We start from the raw sequence: 11,860 nt of genomic DNA on the forward strand, positions 1-11,860 counted from the left end.
ATCAGCCGATGAGTGGATCTTCCAGGAGTTCGGCGAGCATGCCGACCGCTTCCCGCTCGCTGTCCCCTACCACGTGCGTGTAGACATCCATGGTCATGCTGATCTGGCTGTGTCGGAGGATCGCCTGAGCGACCTTGGGGTGCACCTTCAGGAAGGCGAGCAGGGTCCCGCAGGTGTGCCGGGCGAGGCGGACGGTGATCCGGCGGACACCGGCACGCTTGACGAGCCGATCAAAGGTCCGGGAGAAGCCCACGGGGTCGATCATGCCGCCGTGCTCGGCGGAGAAGATCAGGTCATGGTCCGGCTCCTGGGACCAGTGCTCACCGGCGATCTTCCGTTCCAGGGCTTGCAGCTCGCGCCGCTCCTCCAGGCCGCGGGCGCAGAACTCGGGAAGCGGGAGTACGGCCTGTGAGGACTCCGTCTTGAGGTCTTTGAGGACCAGGCCGACGCCCTTGACCCGCTGTACCTGCTTGACCGGGGTGAAGCGGCCGGCCTCGAAGTCGATGTCCTGCCAGCGCAGGCCGAGTACCTCGCTGCGGCGGAGCCCGAGGACCAGGACGAGGACGCAGGCCGCGTAGAGCCGGTGGGCGCGGACCGACCGCAGGAACGCGATGGCCTCCCGGGCGTTCCATGCCGTGCCCCTGGCCTTGGTGACCTTGGGCATGTCGACCAGGAGGGCGACGTTGCGCGTGACCAGCTCCTCGCGCATTGCCCGGTTCAGGGCGTTGCGGAGGACCCGCAGGACCTCGAAGCGAGCGGAAGCGCCGACCTTCTCCCGGGCCAGGGCCGCCATGAAGGCCCGGATCTGCGCTGGGGTGAGCTTCACCAGCGGCTTCTTGCCGAGGTGAGGCAGCAGGTACAGCCGCACCTTGGACTCGTACTTCACGTACGTGTTGTGCTCGCGTTCCGGCTTGACGATGTGCTCCAACCAGTAGGCCAGCCACTCGCCGAGCGTCCAGGATCGGGACGGCACCGGGATGCCGTTGCGCTCCTGGTCTTGTAGCTTGCCGAGCTTCTCATTCGCTTCGTCCCACGTCCGGCCGTACACGTACTTGCGCACGCGGTTGCCGTCTGTGTCGGTCACGTAGGCCGCACCCTGGTACCGGCCATCGGATCGCTTAGCGATCGTGCCGCCGCCGTTGGGTCGACGCTTCGCCATCAGGCAGCCTCCCCGATCTGACCAGCGATGAAGTCGCGGACCGCGTGGTCCGGGATGCGACGGCACCCGTCGACCTTGATGGACACGAGGCGGTGCGTACGGATCAGGTCGTAGACCTTGGTGCGGCCCACCTTCAATCGCGCCATGACCTCAGGCACGGTCAGCAGTTCCTGGGCAGCGGTGGTCATGGAGCGGCTCCTTCCAGGTCGAGGAGGGCGGGTCGTTCCTCGCGCGCGATCTCGCGGTTGTGCTGGATGTCGCGGCGGATGTTGGCGGCGAGCCAGGATTCGCCGGGGGTGTGGCCGTGGCCGGCGTAGGACCAGTGGGCGAGGGTGAGCGTGGTTGCTTCTTCGTCGTCGGGGTCGGACAGGCCGAGGGCTTCGCGTTGCTGGGCGGCGCGGTAGTCGGCGCGGGTCTGGCGTAGGGCGCCGAGGGTGGTGGAGTAGCGGCGGGACTTGGTGGAGAAGTGGCCGCGGAAGCCGAGCATGTGGGCCCAGTTCCGGAGCTTGCGGTCGGGGTAGAGCGCGTGGAGGTCGAGGCAGGCGGCGATGAGCCGGGCGGGGTGGTCGGGTACGCCGAGGAGGACCAGGGCTTCCTTGTTGCCGATGCGGCGGTCAACGGTGCCGGTGGTCTCGGCTGCTTTGGTGGCGTACTTGGCGACGTAGGAGGCGACGGCCTGTTCGGTGATCTCTTCGCCGTGGCCGAAGGCGCCGATGGGCTGCACGTCGAGCTGCGTGCCCCAGTGCAGTGTCCGGGCGGGCTGGTCCCCGGCGGCGGGCACGTCGACCGTGACGCGGGCGGCGGCGGCATGGATGGAGTCGGTGAGCAGATCGAGGGTGGCCCAGGCTGGCGGCGGATCGTCGGGCCCGAAGGGTCCGTCGAAGCGGATCACCGCGTGGAAGTGGACGGCCCCGCGCTTTTGGTATTCGGCGACCTTGCCGAAGGAGACGCGGGCCTGTTCCTTGGCAGCCTTCTGGGTCAGTCCGGCCCGCTTGGCGATCTCGCGGCGAAGGTAGATCGTGAAGTAGCGCCACAGCTCGGAGGCGTGGTTGTTCCACAGCACCGCGCCCGGGTAGTCGTAGGTGGCGGGGTCGAGCGGGGTGCCGAGTTCGGGTGCGTCCTCGCTGTGGCGGGTGCCGCAGCGGCAGGGCCGGTGGCCGGGGCGGTTGTGGACCGGGCCGAACGAGGGCGCGGTGAGGGTGGCGAAGACCCGGGGGTGGTCCCGGATCGTGTGGGGGGTGCCCTTGTCGGGGTCGCCGATGAGCCCGGCGCGGATCAGGTGGTAGGTGTCGCCCGCGTAGGTCCAGGCGCAGGCCGGGCAACGGGAGGCGCGGCGGTTGCCGCAGGCGACGCGCAGTCGACCGCCGGGCTCGGTGTCGGTCGAGTAGGAGTGCAGCACCTGCCCTGTGGCCTTGTCGCGGGTGACGGTGGTGCCTTGCAGGTGGATCGGGTCGGAGCAGCCGCCGGTGCGGCGGATCTGGTCTTGGATGCGGTCGAGGTCCGGAGACCCGGCCAGCCTCAGCACGTCGGCGAGGGTGGCCGGGTCCAGGCCCGCCATGGTGGCGGTGTCGGTCACGCGGTCGTCACCGCCCGGTCTTGGCGAACGCGGAGGCGGGGGCCGTGTGGCCGGTGCCCTTGCAGGTCAGGCAGGTGACGCGGAGGGTGGCGCGGGTGCCGTCGGCGTGGCGGGTGCCGGTGGTAATGGCGGCGGTGGCGAAGCCGTCGCAGTCGCGGCAGACGCGCGTGTTCGGGGCGTGCTGGGGCATCATGAGGCTTCCCTTTCGGGTCCGATGGGTCTGGAAGGGGTGCAGGCGCCGGGGCGGCGGTCTTTGGCGAGAGAGCCGCCCCGGGGCCGTTCAGTGCTTGTGCAGGTCCTTGATGAGCAGGCGCAGGACGACCGCGACCACGGCGACGGAGACGCCGGTGATGGCGACCGCGAGCAGGAGTGAGACCACGACCGCGCCGACGACGAGGACCACGGCGCCGCCGCCAGCGGCAAGGGCGAGAGCGCTACCGGCGGTGAGCTGGACCGTCGGCCGGTTCGAGGCCGGGGCGACCGGTGCTGGTGCCGTCGGCTGGAGGGGCACCGGGGTGTAGACGGCCGGGGCGGTGGCCGTAGCGGGCGGTGCGGTGTCCTGGGGCGGGTACTTCGGCGTGAACACGAGACGGTTCCCTTCTACTTGAGGACGGAGCCGAGGGCGGGGGCGAGGAAGCTTCCGGCGACGAGGTAGCCGCCGACCAGGAGCACAGCGACCAGCCACCAGGGCGGGCGGGCGAGCTTGACGCCGAGCCATCCGACGACGAGCAGAGCGAGCCAGAGCGGTACGTCCATGGCGGGCTGTCCCTTCTAGGCCTTGCAGCGGTGGGTGCGGGCGGCGAGCTCGGCGCCGGCGCGAGTGTCGTAGTCGGCGGCGAAGCCACAGCCCGGGGCGGTGCAGGCGGCGGTGTGCTTGTCGCGGCCCCGGCCGTCGTAGGCGGTGGCGACCTGAACGGGCCCGATGCGGATCACGTTGCGGAAGCGGCGGTAGGCGGTCACGGGAGGCTTCTTCCTTCCGGTCAGGTGAGCTGGAGTTCGGCGGCGATGGCGTCGGCCATCGGGGCGGGCAGTTGGAGCCGGGCGGACAGAGCGTCGGCGGGCATCGGGGACCCGGTAGAGACCTGGTGTGCGTCGGCGATCTTCCGGGCGTGATCGAGCAGCGCGGCCGGAACGGCGGGGACGCTGGGCGCGGGCTGCGGCGGAGCCGGGGTCAGTTCCGGCACGGTCGAGGCGGGAGCCGGTTCGGGTGCGGGTTCGTCGGTGCGGTGCGTCTCGACTTCCGGCGCCGCCGGTTCGTCCCCAGGCGGTGCAGAAACGGGCGAGTGGACCAGGAGGGTCCCGCCGAGGAAGGCCAGGGCAGGCCAGCCAGCCACGAGGATGCGCAGCCAGGCGGGCACGTGGGCCAGGTCGAGGAGACCGGCGGTCGCGATGTTCGCGCCGAGTGACGCGGCCAGCGCGATCACGAACCAGGTCCAGGCGGCCCGGTCGCGGCGGGCCGAGCGCAGCCGATGCCAGGCGGCGACCAACAGCAGGTCGACCGAGACCGGATAGGCCCAGGCTTTCCAGCCGGACTGTCCGGCAGCGGCGGCAAGGTCGTGCAGGTGGGCGAAGGACAGCGCACCGGCAATGACGGCCTGTACGAGCACGGCGTCCGGGCGAATCGAGCGAGACATGTGGGGCACCTCCCTTCAAGGGAGTCGGGCCAGGGGCGGGCCGGGGAGCATCGCCGACCGCCCGAGGCGGAGCGGGCGTTACTCGGTGACCGGGCGGGGCTTGACCAGCGACGGACCTGCCGTCGGCGCGGGAGCGGGCACGTGAGGGCGGAACGGATCGAGGAACGGCAGATCCGGGACCATGTGGGCGAACTCCCGGCAGACCGCGACCACTTCGGCCCGCGAGGTGTTCGGGGTGCGGATCTTCGACCAGCCGCCGGAGGAGTCCGCCGCGACAGCGGTTCCGGGACGGTTCATCGGGATCATGCTTGCTGCCGGGACCGCGTCCGGCGCCACATCGGCGAGCCCCATTTCGGCGGTCTGCTTGTCGTTGACGCGGTGCACCACGCGGCCGGTGAGCTGAGCACGGAGCATGGTGGCGCCCTTGCCCAGGTCGGAGCCGAAGCGCTGTCCGCAGATCTCCAGGTAGATGCCGATCGCGCGGGCCATCTGCGCCAGCCGGATCAACGCGGTGACAATCCGTTCCCGACGCTCCTCATCCTTCTTGGAGGAGATCAGGAACAGCTCAGCCACCTCGTCGACCAGGACGACGACCGGCACTGGCCGCACCTCGGCAGGCAGATCCCACATGTCCGAGACGCCGTGACGGCTCAGCAGGTCGAAGCGGGCTTCCATCTCCGCGACCAGGACACCGAGCAGTGAAGCGGCATCGTCGGGGTTGGTGACCAGCGCCGACAGGCGGGGCGCGAAGGCGGACTGTTCCACCCCGCGCTTGCAGTCGACCCCGACCAGAGCCACCGGCAGTTGCGCCAGCCCCTTGATCAGATTGCGCTGGTACATGGACTTGCCGGAGTGGTTGGCGCCCAGGGTGAGCGCCATCGGGGCTTTGCGGTAGTCCCGCTCGAACGCGGTTCCGTCCTCCCGCACCGCGACCGGAACGGCCATGCCTTGCGGGCGGGACTTGCGGGGCATCCGCACGTGGCGCAGCACGTCATAGCCGGTCATCCGCAGTTCCACGAAGCCGGGCTTGGTCTCGACCACGGTCACCGAGTGGACGCCCCAGGCGTGCCGGAGCCGCTCGGAGGAAGCGATCACGTCGGCGGGCTCCAGACCAGCGGGAAGCCGCAGGGTGACCCGCAGTCCCGTCGAGGTGCCGCGTACCCGGCGGATCTTCGGCGGGACCGGCTGAACCTCACGGCGAGCGACGTTGCGGGTCATGAACGCCCGCAGACCTGACGGGTGCACCGTCAGCCCGCACACGTCCATCGTCGAGCGGTACGAGAGGATGAAGCGGCCCCAGGTGACCGGCATCCCGACCAGCGACCAGTACACACGCGGCGCACGCACCTTCGCGTAGCCGAGACCACCGGCGCCCGCTAAGGCTCCCGTGGCCTCCAGCCACATCGTCAGGTCGCTCATGGTCAGGCCACCGGTGTGATCGCGACCGCGCGGAACGAGATTCCGTGCCGCTTCTGGCCGTTGAACTCGTTCTCCCAGTCACGCGCCTTCAGGCCGACGACCTTCACCGGCATGCCAGGCGCCAGACCCTCCTGGTAGCCCGTCTCCGGGATTGTGACCTGGTACAGGTTCCCCTCCCCCTCGTCCGAGACCAGCAGACCCACGGTCGACAGCGGGGCGCCGGTCTCCCGATCCATGGCCCGCTCACCCGTCTTGGCGTTGGCCAGCTTCGGCACGGGTGCGGTCGCCACGAACACGACAGCGGACGAAGTGTCGATCTTGAACGACGGCATGAGCACTCCTGATGTCTCACAGCTTTGAAGCAGCCCAAAGAAGGCCTTTCCTTCCCGCTGTCCTAGGACTGCGGTGGGCTTGGCAAGACTGTGGCACGCAGTCCTAGGACTGTCAACAGTCCTGGGACTGTGCTTGACTGGTGGTGTCGAGAGGAGTCGTGCAATGGCGCCCAAGTGGCGGGAGTTGGCAGACAAGCTGGCTGAACAGATCAAGAGAGGTGAGTACGCGCCCGGCCAGCAGCTCCCGCAGATCAGGGAGCTGGTCGCAGCGGGTGAGGGCTCCAAGTCCACCGTCCACCAGGCGTACAGGGCCCTTGAGGCCGAGGGTCTGGTGACGTCTTCTCGCGGTCACGGAACTGTCGTGCGGGAGCGAGTGCCTCTGAAGCGTCTCGGCATCGCCAGGTACGACAAGGCGAAGTGGCGGGACGGCGATGAGGTCGCCTTCATTGCGGACCGTGTGGCTTCCGGGCGGGGGTACCGCCGGAACGAGCAGACCCAGACGGTCACTCGCGTCGTGGCGCCACCGGAGGTGGCGGCCGCACATGGGCTGCCGGAAGGCGCCGAGGTCTACGCCCGCGCGCGACTGGTCAAGGAAGGCGACCAACCGACACACACGCTGACCAGCTACTACCGTCCCGAGCACGTGGAGGGAACACGCCTGGTGGATCCCACGCCGGGGCCCGCCGGCCGAGGCGGCGGATTTCGCGTGCTGTACGACGCGGGTTACGAGATCGATCACATGCAGGAGCGATTGTTTGCCCGTGCTGCTACACCGGACGAGGTGAAGCAGCTGCAGCTACCGCCTGGCGAACCGGTCGTCGAGCTGCACCGAACGACATATACGGCCGAGGGCACCGTCGTGGAATTCGCCATTGGGGTACATGCGGCGTCGCGCTTCGCGTGGGAGTACGACTTCAAGGTGCCCGACTCGGCGAGGGACAAGGAGGGGCAGCAGTGATCTCGACGCAGAATTGGGCAGACGCCCGACGCGTGTGGGACTACCACCAGATGGGCCACTCTCCCCGGCCGTGCTCGGTAGCCATCGGACTTGGCAGCCACGACTTGGGCGTGGCGGACAGAGCAGTGGACCTGTACAAGCGCGGCATGGCCCCCCTGCTCATCTTCACCGGTGCCACGAGCCCCACGACACGGGAACGCATGCCGCGCGGCGAGGCCGTCCACTACCGGGAGCGGGCTGTGGAACTCGGGGTCCCCAGCAGTGACGTTCTGGTCGAGCCTCGCGCCCGCAACACGGGCGAGAACATCCGCTTCTCACGAGAGTTGTTGGAGGAGGCCGGGGTGGAGGTGTCCTCGGTGCTCCTGATCAGCAAGCCGTACGAGGAGCGGCGGGCGTACGCCACCGCGCGGAAGCTCTGGCCCGGAGTCGAGGTCGTCAGCGCCTCCAGTCCGATGACGCTGGACGAGTACGTCGACTCCATCGGTGACGCCCGCTTGGTGATCGACATGCTGGTCGGTGCGCTTCAGCGGCTGATGATCTACCCGGAGCAGGGATTCATGATCAGCCAGCCCCTACCTGCCGACGTGGTCGACGCGTACGAGCGCCTGTGCCATGCCGGATTCACGAGCCGACTCCTGACGACCGACGTGCCTTCGGCCTGACCCTTGCAGGGCGAGAGCTGTTACAGGTTTCTCTACCTCATCAAGCCCCGGCTGCGCTCCGCTCCGCCGGGCGCGCTTCCCGGCTCCGCTCCGGGCGCCGCTCCTGCCTTCGGCCCGCTCCGCCCGCGCTGCGCCGACGCGCGCCCACATGTGGATAGGGCCGGAGGCCATGAGTCGATCACCGCATAGAGCGGCCCACGGTCAAGGCAATGCCTCCGGCGGGGGATCGGCCGGCACCGGGATGGAGGGGGGCCGCTTCCGCCCGCGGGTCCGTAGTGGCGTGCGTGGGGAGCTCCCATCCCGTCCGCCGTCGACCCAGGCAGAGCCGAGCAGACGCGGCCCATGGCGTCCAGGTCGTTCGTACAGTGGCGCGCTCCACCTGGACGCCATGAACCACGCCCGCTCCACGGTGTGTGGGTCGACGGCGGACGGGATGGGAGCTGGGGAGAGTGCTGGGTGAGGAAGTGGGCGGCTAATTAGTCGCGCTTGGGCCAGATCGGGCCCTGGTCGGTCCAGATGACGCCCTTGTTGCGGCACAGGCAGAAGGGGTGGCCGATCGGGTCGGTGTAGACCTGCCAGCCGTAGCCGTTGGGGCCGATGAAGTCCTGCCTTAGCGTCGCGCCGAGGTCGAGGACGCGGCGCTGCTCGGACTCGATCTCGTCCACTTCGAAGTCGAGGTGGAACTGCTTGGGGTGCTCGCTGTCGGGCCACTGCGGAGCGCGGTAGTCGTCCACCCGGATGAATGCCAGCTCGATCTCGCCGAACTGGATGCCAGCCCAGTTCTCGGAGCTGCCTTCCTTGATCGGACGGCCCGTCAGCTCGGAGTAGAAAGCCGCCAGCTTCATCGTGTCCGGGCAGTCGATAATGAAATCGGTGAGTCGCAGCATCCCGCGATCTTGGCACAAGCTCACACCCGGCTTCGGGACAGGCCCTGTGTTGGGTTTGTCAAGAGCGCCCCTCATCGCTGACATCAACGGCCGACATCAACAGAGGCGACCGGCACCGGTCAGCGCCGAACACCGACGGACGATCCATCGAAGCCGAGAGCGACTTGGCCGACGTCCATGACCCCACATGATCGACCTGATAAGGATGAGGCCACAGGTTCAAATCCTGTTAGCCCCACCAGCGACGAGAACCCCAGTCGATATCGACTGGGGTTCTTCGCTGTGCGGGTCGCCATCAGCCGCGGTCCGGTTCTCCCACCCAGCGCTTGAACCGCCTGTTTTCGAACCATCCCCGTGCCTAGACTCCGTAAATGACCTTGGAATGGGAACAGGTAATCGTTCACGCGGTGGATCCGGTGGCCCTGGGGCAGTGGTGGGCCGACGCGCTGGGCTGGGTGGTGGTGTACTCCTCCGACGAGGAGTTCGAGATCCGCCCCGAGCCGGATCGCATGCCTGGGCTGGATTTCGTCCGCATCGACGAGGCCAAGCAGTCCAAGAGCCGGCTGCACCTCGACTTCAGGCCCGACGATCAGGCCGCCGAAGTGGCTCGCCTCGAGGCGCATGGCGCCAAGCGGGTCGACATCGGCCAAGGCGATCAGTCGTGGATCGTCATGGCCGACCCGGAAGGCAACGAGTTCTGTGTCCTCGGCCAGCGGAAGCAGTGACAAGCGCATCGGCGCGATGACCCCCGAACGCTGACGGTCGGGGGGTTTCCGTCTCTGCGGTGTGCCCTCGTGCGGGTCGTGGCCAAAGGGCCGGGACATGCGTGAGCCCGGCGGCTCTGTCGAGCTGCCGGGCTCTGTACGCGGGATCGCCAGGACGTCCTGCCGGAGGTTCAGCGCTGCAGGGGCGTGAGATGGTCCGCCTCGGCGTCGGGGTCCTCATCGGTGCAGTCGGTGCCGGGGGTGGCCGCCGTTTCCGCGGGTGAGCGGTGCCGGCACCGGGGGGTCTTGCCATGGGCCTCGGCGTGGATGCGCTGCTTCATCGTGGGGGGCAGGGCCTTGGGGGAGGTCCAGGGGAAGGCCGCCGGTGCCGCTGTCCGCTGCTGCGGGATGTTCGCTCCGCCGCTGTTGCTCTTCTGCTCACTCTGCGGTACCGCCGCGACGGCGGTCGTGGTGACGAGTCCGAGCGCCGTGCACAGCGCGAGGAAGGCGGTGACGATGGCGGTCCACAGCGTCATGACCTTGTTCCGGGCCATGGCCCCTCACTTTCGGGTTGGGCGATTTGCGTACTTTCCTCATGATGTGTATGGGGGCCGAGAAGTGGTGGATCTCGGCCCGTGGCGCGTCGATGTTCCGATGAACACCACCCGTATGGACGCAAAGGGGGTGAAAAGGCGGGAAGAGCGGCGAAGGGCGGTCAAAGTAACCGTCCGTCCCGGTGTGATCACCCTCCGATCAGAACGGGATACTCCGCTTCTATCCCGGTTGCCGGGACGGGAGTTGACAGCCGACTCAGGTCACCGATCGGTCTCGGTCGGTGTGTATAGTCGGGCGCCAGAGGTCCCCTACGTCAAGGAAAGACGAGGTAGCGCGGTGAAGAAGCTTCTCCTGGTCGCACTGGCCGCCATCGGCGGGCTCCTCGTGTACCGCCAGATCCAGGCGGATCGCGCCGAGCAGGATCTGTGGACGGAGGCGACTGACTCCGTGCCCACGGGTTCGTGAGTCACGACAACCCAGACCGAGCACACCCCGGCCGCCTCGCGGTCGGGGTTTTGTGTGCCGAGGGCCGGTCGTGAAGCCGGCCGACGCGGCAGGATGGGCCACGGTTTCACGGGCTCTGTGATCCGGCGACGTGAGGGGTGGCGCGTGAGGGGACGGTGTCGTACGGCGCGGGGACGGCGCGCGGGGGCGTGGCGCGGCCGTCCGGCGGGGACCGTACGCCTGGGGGCTGTGGCGGTGGTGCTGGGGACGACGGCGGCCGTGACACCCGGCCAGGCGGACGCTGCCGGAGAGGCCTCCGGCGCCCCGGTCCCGTACGCCTTCGCTGTCGGCGCGCAGAGCGTCGAGGGCGCGACGAGCACCGGGGACGCCGCCCTCCTGGAGCCCGGCCGGACCTACAAGAGCTCCCTGCCCAGCAGCGGCAAGGTCAGCTACGGCCTCGAACTCGACGCCGTGTCGAACGCGTACGTCTCCGTCACCGCCGTCCCCTCACCCGGCAGCACCGTCTCCGTCATCGACGGGGTCAAAGTGACCGTGCAGGACGCCGAGGGGAACACCTGCTCCGTCGACAACACCGGCTTCGGGGCCGCCCGCAGCCCGCATCCCATTGCCGCGTGGGGCATGCGCGAGATCTCTCCCAACAAGTCGCTGTGCCGCAAGGCGGGGGCGTACTACGTGTCGGTCGAGCGCGTCGATCCCGAGGGCGAGGGCTCCTCGCCGGACGCCTGGGACCTGGAACTCCTCGCCATGACGGAACCGCGGACGGCGAAGACCGGGCCGACCAGCGCGCCCGGGGTGTGGAACTCCGCCACGCCCCAGCCGGTCCAGGGACAGTCCCAGCGCCGGAAGGGCGGCGCGGGGTTCACCGGTGCCACCCCCCTCGACCAGGGAGTCTGGCGGGACGACATCCGGCCCGGCCAGACACTCTTCTACACGGTGCCCGTCGACTGGGGACAGCAGGTCTCCGTCACCGCCGAGCTCGGCAGCTCGGGCTCCGACGCCACCGGTTACGCCTCTGACGCGCTGAACCTGGCCCTCTACAACCCGGCACGCGGTCACGTCGCCGACGTGGGTGTCGGTTACGACGGCGGCCAGAAGTCCGGGAGCCTGCCCCCGCTCCCACCGGTCGACCACGCCAACCGCTACGCGGCCACCGCGCAGGTGAGCGCGCTGCGCTTCGCCGGCTCCCACTACCTCGTCGCCCATCTCTCCGAGGGCGTCGCCGACACCTTCGGCGACGGGCCGTTCGTGATGACGCTGCGGATCCGGGTCAGCGGTGAGGCGCGGAGCGGGCCCGAGTACGCGGGGGAGTCCGAGCCGAAGGGTGTCTTCGAGGTCTCGGACGAGGACCGGGAGGCGGCTGCACAGGGCGTGGCCGGGGGCGATGACACCGCGATGAGGGCGCTCGCCGTGGGCGGGATCGGCACTGGCAGCGCGCTACTGGTGGGGCTCGGGGTGTGGACTCTGGTGGCTCGGCGGAGGAACGCCGCGTAAAGGGGAGCCGGACGCCCC

At 69.2% G+C, this 11,860-nt stretch carries 17 protein-coding genes; 5 read left to right on the forward strand and 12 right to left on the reverse strand.

All coding sequences use genetic code 11. The features are described 5' to 3' along the window. Position 1: 1 nt before the first annotated feature. From ACIQHQ_RS18075 to ACIQHQ_RS18120, 10 genes are all read right to left on the reverse strand, one after another. Positions 2–1,084, reverse strand: coding sequence for a tyrosine-type recombinase/integrase (locus ACIQHQ_RS18075; RefSeq protein ID WP_402612888.1), 1,083 nt, complete (start codon positions 1,082–1,084; stop codon positions 2–4). A gap of 74 nt (positions 1,085–1,158) precedes the next feature. After that, a complete protein-coding gene (locus ACIQHQ_RS18080; protein WP_402612889.1) occupies positions 1,159–1,347 on the reverse strand; it encodes a helix-turn-helix domain-containing protein in 189 nt (62 codons plus the stop codon). Next, on the reverse strand, positions 1,344–2,735 hold the full coding sequence (repSA, locus tag ACIQHQ_RS18085) for a replication initiator protein RepSA (protein ID WP_402612890.1): 1,392 nt from the start codon (positions 2,733–2,735) through the stop codon (positions 1,344–1,346). Before repSA ends, ACIQHQ_RS18080 begins: the two co-directional genes overlap by 4 nt. A 7-nt stretch (positions 2,736–2,742) precedes the next feature. After that, positions 2,743–2,925: a hypothetical protein gene (locus tag ACIQHQ_RS18090; protein ID WP_402613070.1), complete on the reverse strand. Its 183-nt coding sequence runs from the start codon at positions 2,923–2,925 to the stop codon at positions 2,743–2,745. Between the two features lie 90 nt (positions 2,926–3,015). Further along, positions 3,016–3,321 carry a SpdD protein gene (locus ACIQHQ_RS18095; protein WP_402612891.1) on the reverse strand — a complete coding sequence of 102 codons (306 nt, stop codon included), beginning with the start codon at positions 3,319–3,321 and terminating at the stop codon, positions 3,016–3,018. Positions 3,322–3,335: 14 nt separating this feature from the next. Beyond that, positions 3,336–3,491, reverse strand: a complete 156-nt coding sequence (locus ACIQHQ_RS18100) for a hypothetical protein (RefSeq protein WP_389443966.1) — start codon at positions 3,489–3,491, stop codon at positions 3,336–3,338. Between the two features lie 15 nt (positions 3,492–3,506). Continuing rightward, positions 3,507–3,695, reverse strand: coding sequence for a mobile element transfer protein (locus ACIQHQ_RS18105; protein ID WP_208783122.1), 189 nt, complete (start codon positions 3,693–3,695; stop codon positions 3,507–3,509). Between the two features lie 20 nt (positions 3,696–3,715). Further along, entirely contained in the window at positions 3,716–4,369 is a 654-nt protein-coding gene (locus ACIQHQ_RS18110; RefSeq protein WP_402612892.1) for a DUF2637 domain-containing protein, read from the reverse strand. Between the two features lie 78 nt (positions 4,370–4,447). Further along, positions 4,448–5,788: an FtsK/SpoIIIE domain-containing protein gene (locus ACIQHQ_RS18115; RefSeq protein ID WP_402612893.1), complete on the reverse strand. Its 1,341-nt coding sequence runs from the start codon at positions 5,786–5,788 to the stop codon at positions 4,448–4,450. 2 nt (positions 5,789–5,790) lie between these two features. Continuing rightward, positions 5,791–6,120: a hypothetical protein gene (locus ACIQHQ_RS18120; RefSeq protein ID WP_062929322.1), complete on the reverse strand. Its 330-nt coding sequence runs from the start codon at positions 6,118–6,120 to the stop codon at positions 5,791–5,793. A 163-nt stretch (positions 6,121–6,283) separates the two neighbouring features. On the opposite strand from ACIQHQ_RS18120, the gene ACIQHQ_RS18125 reads away from it, so the two are divergent. Together ACIQHQ_RS18125 and ACIQHQ_RS18130 are read left to right on the forward strand one after the other, a co-directional pair. Then, positions 6,284–7,078: a GntR family transcriptional regulator gene (locus ACIQHQ_RS18125; RefSeq protein ID WP_402612894.1), complete on the forward strand. Its 795-nt coding sequence runs from the start codon at positions 6,284–6,286 to the stop codon at positions 7,076–7,078. Beyond that, positions 7,075–7,740 (forward strand): YdcF family protein, encoded by a 666-nt coding sequence (locus ACIQHQ_RS18130; RefSeq protein WP_402612895.1) that lies wholly within the window; start codon positions 7,075–7,077, stop codon positions 7,738–7,740. The genes ACIQHQ_RS18125 and ACIQHQ_RS18130 overlap by 4 nt, the downstream gene beginning before the upstream one ends. Positions 7,741–8,216: 476 nt before the next feature. On the opposite strand, the gene ACIQHQ_RS18135 is transcribed toward ACIQHQ_RS18130, so the two are convergent. After that, positions 8,217–8,627 (reverse strand): VOC family protein, encoded by a 411-nt coding sequence (locus ACIQHQ_RS18135; RefSeq protein ID WP_402612896.1) that lies wholly within the window; start codon positions 8,625–8,627, stop codon positions 8,217–8,219. A gap of 371 nt (positions 8,628–8,998) precedes the next feature. Between ACIQHQ_RS18135 and ACIQHQ_RS18140 the strand changes: the two genes are divergently transcribed. Further along, positions 8,999–9,352, forward strand: a complete 354-nt coding sequence (locus ACIQHQ_RS18140; protein WP_402612897.1) for a VOC family protein — start codon at positions 8,999–9,001, stop codon at positions 9,350–9,352. 170 nt (positions 9,353–9,522) lie between these two features. Here the strand turns inward: ACIQHQ_RS18140 and ACIQHQ_RS18145 are convergent, their stop codons facing one another. Further along, positions 9,523–9,885: a DUF6344 domain-containing protein gene (locus ACIQHQ_RS18145; protein ID WP_402612898.1), complete on the reverse strand. Its 363-nt coding sequence runs from the start codon at positions 9,883–9,885 to the stop codon at positions 9,523–9,525. Between the two features lie 337 nt (positions 9,886–10,222). Between ACIQHQ_RS18145 and ACIQHQ_RS18150 the strand changes: the two genes are divergently transcribed. Both ACIQHQ_RS18150 and ACIQHQ_RS18155 read left to right on the forward strand, forming a co-directional pair. Beyond that, complete coding sequence (locus ACIQHQ_RS18150; protein ID WP_003999697.1) at positions 10,223–10,351, forward strand: DLW-39 family protein; 129 nt, start codon at positions 10,223–10,225, stop codon at positions 10,349–10,351. A 228-nt stretch (positions 10,352–10,579) separates the two neighbouring features. Continuing rightward, positions 10,580–11,842: a hypothetical protein gene (locus ACIQHQ_RS18155; RefSeq protein WP_402612899.1), complete on the forward strand. Its 1,263-nt coding sequence runs from the start codon at positions 10,580–10,582 to the stop codon at positions 11,840–11,842. The last annotated feature ends 18 nt before the right edge of the window (positions 11,843–11,860 follow it).

The sequence above is a fragment of the Streptomyces sp. NPDC092370 genome (genome assembly GCF_044755265.1).
In the GTDB taxonomy this organism is placed as follows: domain Bacteria; phylum Actinomycetota; class Actinomycetes; order Streptomycetales; family Streptomycetaceae; genus Streptomyces.